This is a genomic window from Flavobacterium sp. LB2P53 (genome assembly GCF_003970305.1).
Lineage (GTDB): Bacteria > Bacteroidota > Bacteroidia > Flavobacteriales > Flavobacteriaceae > Flavobacterium.
In genome coordinates this window covers 146,583-162,948 of sequence record NZ_RYDG01000006.1, presented here as the reverse complement: position 1 = coordinate 162,948, position 16,366 = coordinate 146,583, and the positions used below count along the sequence as shown (strand labels likewise).

The following is a 16,366-nucleotide window of genomic DNA, read 5'->3' as shown; positions in this document are numbered from 1 at the left end:
AATGGGTTATAAAAGGAAAGAGGACATTTTTTTAAATTGATACTCACTTAATTCTAAATTTTTTCAAAAAATTTAAAATACTTGAGATAACAATAAAAAAAGAAGAGACTTATTTTCTTTCCAATTTTTACGAATATTTAGTAAAGACCTGTGAATCAAATTGTTTGCTGACTGATAATTAACTCCGAGTAGTTCTGCAATTTGTTCAACGCTTAGTCCTTGATGGTATCGCAGATATAAAGCCTCTTTCTGTCGTGCTGGTAAATTATTGATGAGCTGGTTGAGTGTTAAAACTTTGATAGCCATAGATTCATCAGCGATAAGAATATCCTCGATGGTAAAATCAAAAGTAAACGGAATCAAATCTAAAGTAGTGGACTTTCTGAAAATATGGTCTCTTTCGTGAAGTCTGGCAATACGTTTTCGGACACTTGATAACAAATAAGCTTTTACGACAACATTATCATTAAGGGAATTTTTGTAAACCCATACGTCTGTAAATACGTCCTGCACACAATCTTGTACCTTTTCAGGAAAAGGAGTAAACGAATTCCCATATCGCACTAAATGACTGTAATACTTTTTAAAAAGTGATGAAAAAGCCTTTTCGTCTCCTGATTTTAAAGCTTTCCAAAGGACAGAATCATCTAAATTATCAACAAGTAGTTTTTGGCTATTCAAAATTAATTTTGGCGTTAGAGTATTGTTTTTATATAAAAATTATAACATAGGTTTTTGTTAAATCAGCTTTTAGGTCTTGGTAATAAGATAGTTAATAAGTAGTAAGCCGTAATTAATTATTGGTTGCCTAAAAACTACATTTATAAATGACTGTAATATGACTTTTTGTATGTTATAAATATTCTTTGCAAGACGGTTAATTAATAGTACGGGTATCATTTTAAATAAAAAAATAAGTTTTTGTTGTAATTTTTTTAAGAAAAAACACATACTTTTACATTATTAAGATTGTTTGATTATTTTATTAATTTATTTAAATATTAATTTTTTATTAACAAAACTCTTAATAATAACTTAATTAAAAAAATGTTTTAAAAGAATAATTGTTTGTTTTTAATTTTACATTCATAAAACTTTTCCATTGATAATAACTTCTTTGACCAACTTGCAATACTTTACACATCTTTTCAATCGGAAATATCTTTTCATTGTTTCTGATGAAAGTATAAATCATCGACCGTTTTTGGAAAAGATGCCAATTGCTTTTTTTAATATATCTCGCTCTAGTTCCGCATCTTTTAGTTTTCTTTCAAGTTCAGAAATTCGTTCCTGTTCTGGCGTTTGCTTTAAATTGCCGTTACCTGGAAAACTTCCTTGTCCGAACTCTTCATACTCTTTTCGCCACTTATATAACTGTGAAGCAGTTATACCTAATTCTCTGGCAAGTTCGGAGATATTATGTCTCTCATAACTCAATTGAACTGCTTTCTCTTTAAGAACTCGGTCATAAATTTTTCGCACTTGTTTCATAAGTTAAAATTAAGGTTTTTATTCTTAGCTTTTTATGCTGGTAAAGTTAGCATGTCCAGAATGTGCACACTCTTTATTACAGGCTAGATAGCGCTCCTTATTGTTATTGGAGACTATTAGTTTCTAAAAAAAATCTTAAATTAACGGCTTCTGGTGATACTTTCTTAGTTGTTTTTAGTATTTTGGCAGTAGAATCATTTATAAGAAACTGATTAGTATGAAATATAGAGTAGCTACCCCGTCATTAAATCTAAGAGATTTTCCGGCAACGCATGATAATTCCAAAATTTTAATAAAAATACCGTTTAGACATACCGTTAAATTAATTGAAAAAACTGCATCAGATTGGTGGAAAGTAAAGCTTTTGAACACTGAAAAAGAGGGTTTTGTATTATCAAAAGATATTGAGCTCGTAGATGAAACCACTGAAAAAAGTACGGATATTGAAGTGCCTAATTTTGAACTGGGTGCACGAGCAAGTCTGGACAGTAAAGAGGAAACGTACAAACCTATTGGTGATCCTTCAATTCCTTTTAGGGATTTAACTAGTCTTGAGTCTAAACTGACGTCAATTCGCAACATCATCACTGCACTGGATGTTTCAAAAAGTTTTCGGTATCAGAAAGACGCATCGGATACCTATTGTAATATTTATACTTTTGATTATTGCTTTTTTGCCAAGGTCTATATTCCCAGATTGAGATGGACGGATAAGGCAATTGAGCAACTGGAGAAAGGGAACGAAGTGGCTGTTATTTTTGATGAAACGGTAAGGCCTTTTTATTCAAATTACATCTATGATTGGTTTTTACAATCCGGAAATGAGTTTGGATGGGAAAGAATCGCTGATGTTAATGAACTTCAAGAGAAAGTAAATGCTAATGGTGGTGTAGGAATCATCTGTGCCAAAAGAATTGTTTTGAATAAATCCGGGCATATAGTAGTAGTGGTGCCAGAAACAGATACTGATAAAGCCTACAGGAAAGAGGGCAAAGTTATTTATCCGCTGCAGTCTCAGGCAGGAGCTGATAATTATAATTATTTTTCAGAAATCAGAGAAGATTGGTGGAGTAATAATGATCCTGAAAGTGGGTATGCTTCTGCTATTTTTTATTATCATGATTAATTAAAACCTCTTGTAAATAGTTTACTTCTTGTGGGGTTAAGTCACTAAGAAGTATACATACTTTCAGGTTTTTCTATAAAGACACTAGTGCATTTGCAGTACTTACTTTTTAATTAGTAAAGAACTGCAAAAGCCATTTTCGTAATAACGAGCGTGTAAACTGTTGTATATTTGTTCGTAAATTGCTAAAGGATCATTTGATTCAATTGTAATAGACAATATGTTTTCTAAAAGTGCGATAAGGTTTGCTGGTACATCTGTTTCTTTGCCGTGTATAATAGATTCATAAACAAAGTTATTCCATTCTAAATCGCAAATAGGATTTTCTATTTCGTTTAATAAGGCATGATCCAGAATAAAAACAAGAAAATTCAAAACCTCTTGTAGGTGTTTTTCGTCGAAATAGTCAAATATTCGGAATTCAATACCATGATTTTTGTGCTTATGAAAATTGATGTCTAGGCCAATTTTATCAATCTTTTCGTAATCTGATATTTCAGAATAACGGTTCACCCACCACATTGGATTTTCATGCATGGGATGTTCGTCAAAATTCATCTGGACAATCTTCCCGGTTTTCATCACACAGGTGTCATAAGTGCCCACGCCAATGTATCTTGACATAGCACATCGTTGTGATGCTTTTGTCAAATTGACGCTGCTGTCATTGTGCGACAAATAATCAGAAGAACCAAATTTTATCATAAACAAGGGGCTCAGCCATTGGAATAATCGAATAGCCCTCTGGTGTTTTTTTATAAAACCTAATTTGTCCTTAATTTCTCCATCACTATTTAACTCAGTTGGAATAGTTAAATTGAAGTGATAGGTCATATTATTAAAAACAGAATAATTCGTATCGTTTGAAATAAATATGGCAAAGGGATGGTTTACAGCACATATTTTTACAGGGCCGTATTCCGTAAAGATTTTGTCTTTATCAAAAGCGTTTTGTAAATGGTGTATGAAACCTTGTTTTATTGTAGCTAATTCAGCAATAACCGAGTCAACATCTGTTTTGTAAAATTTTTGCGTAACAAATTCAACTGTGTCACCATCAAAAATGAATTCTTTTTGAAGCTCGTCTATAAAATAAGGATTGTTTTTTTGTAGTATTTCAAAGATACTTTCCCCTGAATAGTCAGGATTTGGTTCATTATCTATGGGATCAAAAGTCTTATGTTGGTTGTTAATGTCCGTTTTTGTAAACGAATGGGAATTCATCAGTACCGGCAAATAATATTCTTTATCGGATAATATTTTCAGCAATGAATTCTGGTATATGTTTTCTTTGTAATTCTTAAAATGATTAACACTATACTTTTCATGAAGTCCTTTAGTAAGCAAAAAATCTTTGTCCACCACACGATGGTTTTCAAACTCTAAATAGCATTCATTTTCGATTCCTACGCCCCAATACAAATCATTTGATCTGTAATGATTTCTATAGTCTTTGTGTTTATCCAATAATTCAATTTCAAAACTAACAGCATTCATGCTATGATCCGTCATACACTTTTTTCTCCTTTTTTTAATAAATTATGTTGATATGGGAAGCTACTTTATCAGGTAGTTTTTTTGGAGTGTTTTTATCTGTTGTTTTAGTTACATTTAAACAGATTCTTAAATACTTCGTTTTTTTAATGGGGTTGATGTTGTTTTTTATACCCATACAAGGCCTAAAGAAGACAACTCAATTTTTTTGCAAAAGTAAGTATTAAATAAGTCATATTCAAGCTATATTTTTAGATCTTGAATTTTATTTTTCTGTGACAGAATTTATCGCTTTGTTTTCCTGTAAATTACTCATAATTATATATTTAAAATTGATGCGTTAAATTGGTAGAATTGTTTTTTTTGTGTTCTAAAACAAAAGTTTAGAACCATCTTAAGACCAGATTTATTTGGATATAAAAAATGACTAAAATTGAATTCTAAGTCGTTTTTTATTATTTCATACAGAATATAGTTAAAACTATGCACTTTGGTACATTTCACTTTCGCTTCTAAAAATTTCACCAAGAACATGCGAATTATTTATTCAGCTTTGATGTGTTTAATTTGCGAATCTGCGGTTTGATTTTTTTGTTCCCATTTTAACCTTGCAGACTTTAATCTGCCAAACCAAATCTATGGATATTTAAGCCATAGTAGTTTAATTGTTTTGAGAAAATTTTATTCCAAAAATGCTTTCAATTCCTTATAGGTTTTAATTTTCACGCTTACTTTGTCCTTTCCTAAAACACTTTCAATTTGGGTAGGAATTGGGAGTTTTACGTTTAATGTTGGTTCAACCGTATCCAAAAATTTAATAGGGTGGGCGGTTTCTAAGAAAATACCAATAGCATTTGGGTAATTTTGTAATTCTTTTTTCAATCCTAAATAACCCACTGCTCCGTGAGGTTCAGCAATATAGCCGGATATATTATAGATGGTATTCATGGCTTCTAAAGTCTCTTTATCAGAAAAAGTAAACGAAGAGAAATCTTTTTTGAATTGCTCTAAGTCATTGTGATACATTTCCTGAATTCGGATAAAATTACTTGGATTCCCCACATCCATCGCATTCGAAATAGTAGCTATAGAAGGTTTTGGGGAGTAAATTCCGTTTTCTAAAAAGCGAGGAACCGTATCATTTACATTCGTAGCCGCTACAAAATGTTGAACAGGCAAGCCCATTTTTTTAGCAATGATCCCCGCACAGATATTCCCAAAATTCCCACTTGGGCAAGAGAAAACTAACGGTTTGTTTCGTTTTTTTAATGCTTTGTACGCAAAGAAAAAATAAAACATCTGTGGCAACCAGCGCGCAATATTTATTGAATTCGCTGATGTTAAGTTTTTATGTTTTAGACTTTCGTCCAAGAACGCTTTCTTTACCATATCCTGACAATCATCAAAAACGCCGTCCACTTCAAGCGCTTTAATATTCTGTCCTAAAGTAGTCAATTGTCGCTCCTGGATGTCGCTCACTTTTCCTGATGGATAAAGGATAATCACTTCCACACCTTTTACATCAAGGAAACCACTGGCGACAGCACCTCCCGTATCACCGGAAGTGGCAACAAGAACCGTGTTTTTACTGTCGGCGTTATCTTTATTGAAATACCCCAAACAACGCGACATGAATCGCGCGCCTACGTCCTTGAAAGCCATTGTTGGTCCATGAAATAATTCAAGGGAATAAATATCTTTTTCGACTTCGACCACGGGGAAGTCAAAACACAGGGTTTCGGCAATGATTTGTTTTAAAGTGTCTGTGGGAATTTCGTCACCTATAAATTGTTTAATCGCCTCAAAAGCAATTTCCTCATGGCTTAAGTTTTCGATGGTATCAAAAAAAGCAGGTGCTAATGGGGTAATTGTTTCCGGAAAATACAATCCTTTATCTGTGGCTAATCCTTGTACTACGGCTTCTCTGAAAGAAACTTTTGGTGCGTTATGGTTTAAACTGTAATATTTCATTGTGTATAGTATTTATAGAATCCCCACCCCAACCCTCCCCAAAGGGAAGGGAGACGAAACTGGATTTAGAATGTATTTATTGTAATTTTAAAATCGCTGTGTTTTTTTTTATTCCTCTTTAGTGGGTTAGGGGGCTATTATTTTAATTCCTTCATCATTCACTTTAGAAACGTGAATTTCATATGGTAAATACATTTCTTCGTAAATAACACTCATGGCTTTGGCAATTTTATCGGCAGTTTCCTTTCCTTTGCTTAAAGCAAAAATAGAAGGACCAGAACCTGATATTCCGGAACCTAAAGCTCCGTTTTCTAAAGCAGTTTGCTTGATTAAATCAAATCCCGGAATCAAAACGCTACGCAACGGTTCTACGATTTCATCATGCAATGATCGACCAATTAAGTCATAATCTTTGGTGTACAATCCAGCGATTAATCCGCCTACATTTCCCCATTGCATAATCGCACTTTTCAAGGAAACTGTTTGCTTCAACACCGATCGCGCATCCGAAGTCTTCAACTCAATTTGAGGATGAACCACGATGGCATACAATTCAGAAGGACTTTCTATTTTGATAATATCCAATGGATTGGAACTTCTTACTAGCGTGAATCCACCCAAAAGGGCAGGAGCAACGTTATCCGCATGAGCATTTCCACTGGCTAGTTTTTCGCCCTGCATGGCAAATAAAACCAACTCTTTGCGTGTAAATGGACGCCCTAATAATTCATTGATTCCAAAAACTGCTCCCGCTGAACTTGCGGCACTGCTGCCAATTCCACTACCGGCTTTGATGTGTTTGTAGATTTCGATTTCGAATCCAAATTCCGTTTCAACAGCTTCCAGCATAGCCAAAGCGGATACTCCAGCCACATTTTTTTCGGTTTCTAAAGGCAAGTCGGCACCCACAATTTTAGTGATGCGAATCCCTTTTATGTCTGATTTCCGAATAATCATTTCGTCACCAGCAGTTTCTAAACACAGACCAAGGACATCAAACCCGCAAGAAAGATTGGCGATTGTGGCAGGGCAAAATATTTTTATTTCATTCATAATAGTAGTCTTAAATTCTAAAGTCATAAAGTGGTAAAGTCTTAGGAATGAACATAAAATCAAGTGGCTAACTTTCAGACTTTACGACATTCGACCTTACGACCTAATTTATACGTTTCCTATTCTAATTACATCTGCAAATATTCCTGATGCGGTAACTGCAGCTCCAGCACCGGCACCTTTTATTAATAAAGGTTGGTCTACGTAACGATCTGTGAAGAATAATACGATGTTGTCCTTTCCTTCCAAATTGTAAAAGGGGTGGTCTTTAGGAATGAATCGCAACCCAACATTTGCTTTCCCGTTTTCGAATTGCGCTACGTATTTCAAACGAGATTCTTTGCTTAACGCTTCTTTATAAATAGTTTCAAAATGAGCGGCATGTGTCTGTAAAGATTCGAAAAATGCTTCATTTGAAGTCGTATTCAAACATTCTGCTGGCAGGAACGATTCGTTTGTGATTTCATCGATTTCCATTTTGTAACCGCTTTCTCGTATCAGAATCAATATCTTTCTGGCAACGTCAATTCCGCTCAAATCAATCTTCGGGTCAGGTTCTGTAAATCCTTGTACACCAGCTTCTTTAACAACGTCATGAAAAGTGTTATTTTCATCAAAATTATTAAAAATAAAGTTTAAACTTCCAGATAAAACGGCTTGGATTTTATTGACTTTATCGCCGGAGGCAACGAGATTTTTTATCGTATCAATGATTGGTAATCCAGCTCCCACATTGGTTTCAAATAGGAAAGGCGCATTGAACTGTCTGGATAATTTTTTTAGTTTTTTATAATTGTCGTATTCGGAGGCGCAGGCAATTTTGTTGCAGGTTACTACGGCAATATTTCTTTTTAAATACTGTTCGTAGGTTTTAGACACACTTTCATTTGCCGTGATATCCACAAAAATACTATTGCGTAAATTGAGCTCTTTTACATTTGCAATAAACTGTTCTTTATCCGCAGGTTCTCCAGTTTCTAAAGCAAATTTCCATTCTTTTAAGGAGATTCCGTCTTCATCAAAATGCATTTTTCGGGAATTTGACAACGCAATGACGCGCAGGTTTATCTTGAGCTTCTCTTTTAGGAATTTCTTTTGTTGGTGAATTTGTTCGATGAATTTCTCCCCCACATTTCCAACGCCCATTACAAATAGGTTTAACTGTTTGGTATTTTCTTCAAAAAAGTTTTCGTGCAATGAATTCAATGCTTTTTTCACATCTCTTTCGTTGATTACTGCCGAAATATTTCTTTCGGAAGCACCTTGAGCAATCGCTCGGATGTTGACGTTGTTTTTACCCAAAGTACTGAACATTCGACCGCTCAATCCTTGGTGGTTTTTCATATTTTCGCCTACCAAAGCAATGATGCAAAGGTTATTTTCAACAATGCATGGATCTATTTTATTTTGTAAAATTTCCACTTCAAAAGCTTTGTTGATGGCTTCTTGCGCCACATCGGCATCCGAATTTAGAATTCCAATACAAATCGAGTGCTCTGAGGAGGCTTGAGTGATGAAAATTACGTTGATATTTTTATTGGATAATACTTCAAAAAGTCTTTTGGATGAACCGGAAACACCAATCATTCCTGAGCCTTCAAGCGTAATTAAGGTAATAGCATCAATATGTGTGATACCTTTTACAGGATTTGATTGCGCAAAAACCTGATTTGAAATATAGGTTCCTTCAGCCTTAGGTTCAAAAGTGTTTTTGATCAGAATTGGGATATTCTTTCTTAATACCGGTTGAATTGTTGGCGGATATAAGACTTTGGCACCAAAATGTGACAACTCCATGGCTTCTTGGTACGAAATGTAAGCTATAGGTTGTGCTTGTTTTACAATTTTTGGATTGGCAGTATACATTCCGTTGACGTCAGTCCAAATCTCCAAGTCAGTTGCATCAAGAGCGCCTGCAAGAATAGCGCCTGTATAATCAGATCCTCCGCGCCCTAAAGTAGTATTGATTCCGTCTAAAGAGGCAGCAATAAATCCGGGCATAACCACTACCTGACTCTCATTCGAAGCAAAAAAAGCAACAATTAATTCATTGGAAGCATCAAAATTAACAATTGCTTTTCCAAAATGGTTATTGGTTTTTATTAATTCTCGGCTGTCTTTATAACAGCTGTTTTTTAGGTTTTGTTTTAATGCTTCAGCAATGATATACGAGGACAGTAATTCACCAAAACTCAAAATAGTATCTGAAGTTCTGGGAGATAATTCGCCTAAAAGGTAACATCCATCCAATAAGGTTTCCAGGTGATTGATGATTCTTTTGATATGGCTCAAAAGACTGCTTTGTTCGCTTACTGGTATAAGTTCTTTTAAGGTATCTAAGTGTTTTTTTTCTATATCGGCAAGGATAACTTTGAAATTTTCGTCTCCAGCGGCCGCTTTTTGGGAGGCAATTTGAAGCAAATCAGTAACTTTACTGAAAGCAGAAACCACAACGATTAATTTTTCTTCTTTTGCTTTATCGCTAACGATAGCTAAAACCAGTTTTATATTTTGTGCATTGGCAACCGAAGTTCCGCCAAATTTTAATACTTTCATAGCAAGTTATTTGTTTTTAATGTAATGGGGAGTCGCCATTTTCAGGATTAATTGCCTGCAGGAGATCTAATGGTGTGTGTTGTTTTTTTTGAAAAATGTAATGTTTGTTATACACTCAAGGTCTTTCTTTCTTGTGAAAAAAATATGATAAATAGGATTATATGTTGAAAATTTACCCCAAGGGGGTAGTTGTAGTTGTTGTAGTAAACGTAACAGCAGTGCTAACCCAGATTTGAGTTGTTATCGAAGCGTGATATGTAGCTTTGTTGTTTTCCATTTTGATCTTTCAAAAGTACAGTTTTTTATAAAAAACAAAGCGTTTGACAGTGTTTTTGCGAATATTTTAAAATAGGAGAAGCTATTTGCGGATTATGAAATATTGTGTTATATATCAAGTCTCAGATAAAACTATTCGTATAAATCTCTAAATTTTATAAAAATTGTGTGCAGCTGAAGTTCTATTTTTTGTAGTGCTTAAAGAATTTAATTCTCCTTAATTTGCATTCCAAGCAGGTTAATGGGTTTGTGTTTTTATGAATTAGTGCTTTAATGTTCTAAGGAAAAGGAAAGGAACAATCAAAATTTGATCTGTTAAAGTCATATAGTTATCGTTATCTGAAAGCTATTATTTGGTTTTTGTTTAACTATAAAATACCCGTTGGGTGTAATTATTCAAAACGTCAGTTCGAGTGTTTTTTTGTGTAGTAAAAACGGAACAAAAAATGTATCGAGAACCGTTTTTAATACTAATTTTCTAGTTCTCGATATAATCCCGCCCAAAAGCGGGATCACTCGAACTGACGAAAATTATCATCAAAAATTAATTGAACCCAACGGGTTATGAAATGTAAATTATTAGCAATAAATGTTGTGTATTTATAAAGATTTATTCAATTTTACCTTTTAAACACTATCAAAATGGATAATACGCATTACATTAGTACTGAGTTGCTTAGCTTGGAAACACTGGAGAAAATTGTCACACATCATAAATCATTGTCTTTGTCTGATGAAGCAAAAATAAATATTCAAAAATGTCGCGATTATCTAGATAAAAAAATGGCTTCACATTCGGATCCCATTTACGGTATAAATACAGGTTTTGGGTCGCTTTGTAATGTTAAGATTTCGAATGAAAATTTATCAAAACTTCAGGAAAATTTAGTCAAATCGCATTCCTGCGGAACGGGAGAGGAAGTACCAACTCAGATTGTGAAACTGATGTTGTTGCTAAAAATTCAATCGTTGAGTTATGGTCATTCCGGCATTCAATTACAAACAGTGGAACGATTGATTGCCTTTTATAACAATGATATTCTTCCGGTAATTTATACCCAAGGATCGCTTGGCGCTTCGGGAGATTTGGCTCCTTTGGCGCATTTATCATTGCCTTTATTAGGTGAAGGTGATGTGTATTTTGAAGGTAAGAAAGTGCATTCCAGCGAAGTTCTAAAACATTTTGGCTGGGAGCCAATAGTACTGCAGTCTAAGGAAGGATTGGCCTTATTGAACGGAACACAATTTATGAGTGCTTATGGAGTACATATCTTAATGAAAGTCAGCAAATTTTCTTATTTAGCAGATTTAATAGGTACTATTTCACTTGAAGGATTTGATGGAAGAATAGAACCTTTTAATGAATTGATCCATTTTATAAGGCCTCACAAAGGGCAAATTGTAACTGCTAACCGCATAAAAGGATTTTTGGAAGGGAGCGAAATTATCGAACAGGAAAAAAATCATGTCCAAGATCCATATTCGTTCCGATGTATGCCACAAGTGCATGGGGCTTCAAAAGATGCAATTGATTATGTAAAAAAAGTGTTCAAGACTGAAATCAATTCCGTTACTGATAATCCTAATATTTTTATTGAAAGTGACCAAATCATTTCCGGAGGTAATTTTCACGGACAACCTTTGGCTTTAGCCTTAGATTTTATGGCAATCGCTTTGGCTGAGTTGGGAAGTATTTCTGAACGAAGAACGTATCAATTGATCTCCGGAACTAGAAATCTTCCGGCATTTTTAGTAGATAATCCCGGTTTGAATTCTGGTTTGATGATTCCTCAGTATACAGCTGCCAGTATTGCCAGCCAAAATAAACAACTAGCAACTCCCGCCAGTGTAGATAGTATTGTTTCCAGCAACGGGCAGGAAGATCATGTGAGTATGGGGGCAAATGCTGCTACTAAAGCATTGCGGGTTTTGGATAATCTGGAACGCATTTTAGCAATAGAATTGATGAATGCTTCGCAAGCCATTGAATACAGACGGCCAATGCTGTCAAGTGATTTTATTGAAATGTTTTTACAGGCCTATCGTGAAGAAGTTCCTTTGATTAAAGAAGATCGAATTTTGCATTATGATATTGAAAAGACGGTTTCTTTTTTGAACAGTTTTCAAATAGAAAATGATTTGTTAACAATAGCTTAACATTAACAATTAATAATGAATTAATTTTGCCGGACTAAATTTTAATGAAATGAACATAAATAATTTTTTCCAATTTTTGGTTCCTAAAGACAAAAAGTTTTTTCCGCTTTTTGAACAAGCATCAAGTAATTTAATTGAAATTGCTACAAATTTGCACGAAGCTGTAAACCTTCCATTAAAGGAGCGTGAGGATCTTTTTCGAAAAATTGATGCATTAGAACAAAAAGGAGAGGATATAACACGTCAAACAAGTTTAGAGTTGAGTAGAAATTTTATTACTCCATTTGATAGAGAGGACATACACTCTCTAATCACTTCAATTGATAATGTAGCGGATAATCTTCATGGTGCAGCGAGCAGGATGAAATTGTATCAAGTTGATAAAATCACGAAATCCATTAGAAAATTGACTGAAATCAATCTTGAAGCATGTCAAAATATTGATGTAGCGGTAAGAGAATTGAGAGATTTAAAAAATATGAAGAACATCACGGATGCCTGCGTCAGAATTAACAAATTAGAAAATAAATCAGATAATGTTTATGATAAAGCAGTTCTTGATTTATTCGAAAATGAAACGGATGCAAAAAACATTATCAAGTACAAAGAAGTATTGTCAGTTTTAGAGACGGCTACTGATAAATGTAAAAGTGTAGCGAGTGTTTTAGAATCCATTTCTGTAAAACATTCTTAATTCATTCGTTTTATTCTGAAATTATAATTATGGAATTTACTCTACTTATAGTTATTATAGTCCTGGCTTTAATTTTTGATTACATTAATGGTTTTCATGATGCTGCCAATGCTATAGCAACCGTTGTTGCCACAAAAGTATTAACTCCTTTTCAAGCAGTTGTTTGGGCCGCTTTTTTTAACTTTTTGGCGTATTGGGTTTTTGGTTTTGGTGTTGCAGATACTGTGGCAAAAACAGCCAATACGATGGATATCAATTTAGTCGTTATTTTAGCGGGTGTAATCGCCGCTATCATTTGGAATTTATTCACTTGGTGGCAAGGAATTCCTTCTAGTTCTTCACATACCTTAATTGGTGGTTTTGCCGGAGCAGCTATCGCTCATGCCGGATTTGGTGTGGTTTCTTGGTACAATGTTGGAAAAGATGGAGGAATGCCTTCGGGTGTTTTGATCATCATTGCATTTATTATATTGGCACCTTTGTTAGGCGCTTTAATGTCTTATTTAATATCAATTTGGTTACTAAATGCCTCTAAAAAAAGTATTTATCCTAAAATATTTACAGCTTCTTTAATGATTTTGACCATCTGGTTTGTAGAAAGTCAAATGATCTATTACGACCAGATTAAAGACCCTCGTTTTCCATCGTCTACTTTTTGGAGTGTTGCGTTTGAATCCCATAATATCAAATGGTTTTTAGTGGCATTCATCGTTCTGTCCATAAGCGCCTTCTGTTTGATATTTAGTAGTTTAAATTTAAATCAAGCTACGGCCTGGTTAAAAAAAATGCAATTACTGTCTTCAGCAGCCTTTAGTTTAGGGCATGGAGGGAATGACTCCCAAAAAGTAATGGGTATTATTGCAGCAGCGGTTGCGGTTTATATTCACACCAGTGGTGTTGCTCAGGAATCGCTTCCAGCTTGGTTAGATGTGGTGCTTCCTAATGACGAAGGAGCCTTTAAAATGCCAACTTGGATTCCACTTGCCTGTTATTCTGCTATTGCAGCAGGGACTTTAAGCGGCGGTTGGAAGATCGTGAAAACAATGGGTTCTAAAATAACAAAAGTGACCTCTTTTGAAGGTGTTGCCGCAGAAACTGCCGGGGCACTGACCTTATATTTTACAGAGCATTTTAAAGTGCCCGTAAGTACAACGCATACTATTACTGGATCTATAATTGGAGTTGGACTTACTAAAAGAGTTTCAGCCGTGCGATGGGGAATGACCGTAAGTTTATTATGGGCTTGGGTTTTAACCATTCCAATTTCAGCAATATTAGCAGCAATCATTTACTATATTTTTAGTATTTTTATTTAATACTAAAAGAAAAATCATAATAAAAAACCATTCTTACTGAGAATGGTTTTTTTATGCTCCAAAAATATATTTGTTTAAAACAGAAGATCTTGTCTTTCTTTCGTTAAATATGTTTTTTATTAAAAGGCGTTAAGGTCAAATTTTGTGATTTTATAGGTGTGTTTAATTTTTTAACAGCACTTTATTTCAAGAAAATAAATTTCGTGAATATATATTGAGTTTTTTATGTCTAATTTATTCCACTCAAATTTTTATGAATGCGTCTTCGTTTGTAATGGGTCTGTTTTAAATTAGCATCTCCGGATATAATGCTAATATTTCCGTCTATTTCTAGGATTGCTAATTTTACATCTTTAAAATATTCGACTCCATGTTCATGCATGGCTTCTTTTAATTCATCAGAAGTGATATTTAATTTGCTAAGAGTCTTAAAATCCAAATTGCCGTTGTGTATAAGGATTTCTGGTTTTTCTTGCATGAAATCACTGAATCTTGGGTACTTAAACATCAATTTTTTTAAAATAAAATTGATGGTAAACAATACAGTTGCCGCAGCTAAACCTCCCGATAAACTGGTGTCGTTTCCTACCATTGCATTTTGAACAGAGTTACTGATTAGCAGAATTAATATTACATCAGCAGTGTTTAGTTGAGATAATTCTTTCTTGCCAAAAAGTCTCAAGGCAATAACCATAAAAAAATAAACGAAAATACTTCGAAGAATTATATCAAGATATTCGTTCATTTTTTTAGTTTTAAAGTAATTTTAAAAGTTTTCAATAGACTGTAAACGGCTACTGACTGCTATTTTATTTTAAAATTTTTCTCGATTGCTTTGATCATTTCGCCGGCAATATCTTTATTGGTAGCTCCTTCAATTCCTTCTAGTCCTGGCGATGAATTTACTTCTAATAACAACGGGCCTTTAGCGGAACGAATAATGTCTACACCTGCCACTTTGAGGTCCATTGCTTTGGTTGCTTTGATGGCAATACGTTTTTCTTCAGCGGTTACTTTTATAATAGATGCTGTTCCTCCAAGATGAATGTTAGCCCTGAATTCGCCCGGCATTGCTTCACGCTGAATAGCAGCCACTACTTTTCCATCAATTACAAAACAACGAATGTCTTTTCCATTGGCTTCTTTGATGAATTCTTGAACTAATATATTGGCATTTAAGCTTTTGAAAGCATTTATGACACTTTCTGCGGCTTTTTTTGTTTCTGCCAACACGACTCCTTTTCCTTGTGTTCCTTCTAGTAATTTCACGATTAGTGGAGAACCGCCCACCATTTTTATCAAATCATCCGTATCCAAAGGGGAATTAGCAAAACCGGTGGTAGGAATTTCAACCCCATGATTCAATAGTAATTGCAAAGAGTATAATTTATCTCGTGATTGTGTAATAGCATTCGATGAATTTAAGCAATATACTTTTAATGCTTCAAATTGTCTGGTCAAAGCGCAACCGTAAAATGTAATGCTAGGTCTAATTCTGGGTATAATGGCATCAAATTGATTTAGTATCTTACCGCCACGATAATGAATTTCTGGCGTTTTTGCATCCAGTTTCATATAACATTCCTTGATGTTCAGAAAGTGCATTTCGTGACCACGCATTTCGCCAGCCTCCATTATACGCTTGTTGCTGTACAATTCAGGATTACTGGCCAAAAGTCCGATGCGTAATCCGGAACTTGCTTTCTCGGAATTTTTATACAATTCTTTTAGACTGTCGGGTGTGGGTTGTCCTAAAAGATATTTTTGCTCCGGATCAACCAATACTCTTCCGCTCATGGCTTCACGGCCTAAAAGCATTCTGAAACCCATGGAATCTCGATTGGTCAATGTCATCTCAATAGGCCATTTTGAACTTCCTATTTGTAGATTTGTTTGAATTACATAGCGTTGTTCTCTAAAGCCACTTGAACTTTTAACGATGCGTTTATCAATTAAAGGCGCTTCACAATGAATTATTGTTTTTAAATTATTTTGGATTGGGTTAATGTCAAATTTCACCCAATTGCTTTCGTCTTTAATAAATGGAGCAATATTTATAGCGTGTAGCGCAGATGTTTTAGCACCGGAATCAACACGTGCTTTAATGGTTGGAATCCCTATTTCAGGGAATGAGCACCATTCTTCACTACCTAGGATAACTTTGTTTTCAGACATAAAGTAATTTTAATGGATCAATGTTATAAAAACCAAATGTAAATATTTGTTTTCAAA

Annotated in this window: 12 protein-coding genes; 4 read left to right on the top strand and 8 right to left on the bottom strand. The window is 34.4% G+C overall.

Annotated elements, in window-relative coordinates; translation table 11 throughout:
• Positions 1–72: 72 nt before the first annotated feature.
• Positions 73–681 (bottom strand): RNA polymerase sigma factor, encoded by a 609-nt coding sequence (locus tag EKL95_RS09485; RefSeq protein ID WP_126564037.1) that lies wholly within the window; start codon positions 679–681, stop codon positions 73–75.
• Positions 682–1,191: 510 nt separating this feature from the next.
• Complete coding sequence (locus EKL95_RS09480) at positions 1,192–1,491, bottom strand: transposase (RefSeq protein ID WP_126554163.1); 300 nt, start codon at positions 1,489–1,491, stop codon at positions 1,192–1,194.
• A 217-nt stretch (positions 1,492–1,708) separates the two neighbouring features.
• On the opposite strand from EKL95_RS09480, the gene EKL95_RS09475 reads away from it, so the two are divergent.
• Positions 1,709–2,617: an SH3 domain-containing protein gene (locus tag EKL95_RS09475; protein WP_126462479.1), complete on the top strand. Its 909-nt coding sequence runs from the start codon at positions 1,709–1,711 to the stop codon at positions 2,615–2,617.
• 102 nt (positions 2,618–2,719) lie between these two features.
• On the opposite strand, the gene EKL95_RS09470 is transcribed toward EKL95_RS09475, so the two are convergent.
• The 4 genes from EKL95_RS09470 to thrA form a co-directional block, all read right to left on the bottom strand.
• Positions 2,720–4,129 carry a hypothetical protein gene (locus EKL95_RS09470; RefSeq protein WP_126462476.1) on the bottom strand — a complete coding sequence of 470 codons (1,410 nt, stop codon included), beginning with the start codon at positions 4,127–4,129 and terminating at the stop codon, positions 2,720–2,722.
• Between the two features lie 663 nt (positions 4,130–4,792).
• A complete protein-coding gene (thrC, locus tag EKL95_RS09465; protein WP_126564036.1) occupies positions 4,793–6,082 on the bottom strand; it encodes a threonine synthase in 1,290 nt (429 codons plus the stop codon).
• Between the two features lie 126 nt (positions 6,083–6,208).
• Complete coding sequence (locus EKL95_RS09460) at positions 6,209–7,135, bottom strand: homoserine kinase (protein ID WP_126462470.1); 927 nt, start codon at positions 7,133–7,135, stop codon at positions 6,209–6,211.
• Positions 7,136–7,243: 108 nt separating this feature from the next.
• Positions 7,244–9,691 carry a bifunctional aspartate kinase/homoserine dehydrogenase I gene (thrA, locus tag EKL95_RS09455; RefSeq protein WP_126564035.1) on the bottom strand — a complete coding sequence of 816 codons (2,448 nt, stop codon included), beginning with the start codon at positions 9,689–9,691 and terminating at the stop codon, positions 7,244–7,246.
• 918 nt (positions 9,692–10,609) lie between these two features.
• Between thrA and hutH the strand changes: the two genes are divergently transcribed.
• From hutH to EKL95_RS09440, 3 genes are read left to right on the top strand one after another with little or no spacing between them, the layout of a single operon-like run.
• Entirely contained in the window at positions 10,610–12,124 is a 1,515-nt protein-coding gene (hutH, locus tag EKL95_RS09450; protein WP_126564034.1) for a histidine ammonia-lyase, read from the top strand.
• 49 nt (positions 12,125–12,173) lie between these two features.
• Positions 12,174–12,818 (top strand): DUF47 domain-containing protein, encoded by a 645-nt coding sequence (locus tag EKL95_RS09445; protein ID WP_126462461.1) that lies wholly within the window; start codon positions 12,174–12,176, stop codon positions 12,816–12,818.
• A gap of 29 nt (positions 12,819–12,847) precedes the next feature.
• Positions 12,848–14,134 carry an inorganic phosphate transporter gene (locus EKL95_RS09440; protein WP_126462458.1) on the top strand — a complete coding sequence of 429 codons (1,287 nt, stop codon included), beginning with the start codon at positions 12,848–12,850 and terminating at the stop codon, positions 14,132–14,134.
• A 229-nt stretch (positions 14,135–14,363) separates the two neighbouring features.
• On the opposite strand, the gene EKL95_RS09435 is transcribed toward EKL95_RS09440, so the two are convergent.
• A complete protein-coding gene (locus EKL95_RS09435) occupies positions 14,364–14,879 on the bottom strand; it encodes a DUF421 domain-containing protein (RefSeq protein WP_126462455.1) in 516 nt (171 codons plus the stop codon).
• A gap of 59 nt (positions 14,880–14,938) precedes the next feature.
• Positions 14,939–16,309, bottom strand: coding sequence for a 30S ribosomal protein S6--L-glutamate ligase (gene rimK, locus EKL95_RS09430; protein WP_126462452.1), 1,371 nt, complete (start codon positions 16,307–16,309; stop codon positions 14,939–14,941).
• Positions 16,310–16,366: the final 57 nt, after the last annotated feature.

What these genes read in the sequence shown, in the direction of transcription:
- EKL95_RS09480 (WP_126554163.1), bottom strand. Translation starts at nt 1,491, where the DNA reads ATGAAACAAGTGCGAAAAATTTATGACCGAGTTCTTAAAGAGAAAGCA.
- EKL95_RS09475 (WP_126462479.1), top strand. Translation starts at nt 1,709, where the DNA reads ATGAAATATAGAGTAGCTACCCCGTCATTAAATCTAAGAGATTTTCCG.
- EKL95_RS09470 (WP_126462476.1), bottom strand. Translation starts at nt 4,129, where the DNA reads ATGACGGATCATAGCATGAATGCTGTTAGTTTTGAAATTGAATTATTG.
- thrC (WP_126564036.1), bottom strand. Translation starts at nt 6,082, where the DNA reads ATGAAATATTACAGTTTAAACCATAACGCACCAAAAGTTTCTTTCAGA.
- EKL95_RS09460 (WP_126462470.1), bottom strand. Translation starts at nt 7,135, where the DNA reads ATGAATGAAATAAAAATATTTTGCCCTGCCACAATCGCCAATCTTTCT.
- thrA (WP_126564035.1), bottom strand. Translation starts at nt 9,691, where the DNA reads ATGAAAGTATTAAAATTTGGCGGAACTTCGGTTGCCAATGCACAAAAT.
- hutH (WP_126564034.1), top strand. Translation starts at nt 10,610, where the DNA reads ATGGATAATACGCATTACATTAGTACTGAGTTGCTTAGCTTGGAAACA.
- EKL95_RS09445 (WP_126462461.1), top strand. Translation starts at nt 12,174, where the DNA reads ATGAACATAAATAATTTTTTCCAATTTTTGGTTCCTAAAGACAAAAAG.
- EKL95_RS09440 (WP_126462458.1), top strand. Translation starts at nt 12,848, where the DNA reads ATGGAATTTACTCTACTTATAGTTATTATAGTCCTGGCTTTAATTTTT.
- EKL95_RS09435 (WP_126462455.1), bottom strand. Translation starts at nt 14,879, where the DNA reads ATGAACGAATATCTTGATATAATTCTTCGAAGTATTTTCGTTTATTTT.
- rimK (WP_126462452.1), bottom strand. Translation starts at nt 16,309, where the DNA reads ATGTCTGAAAACAAAGTTATCCTAGGTAGTGAAGAATGGTGCTCATTC.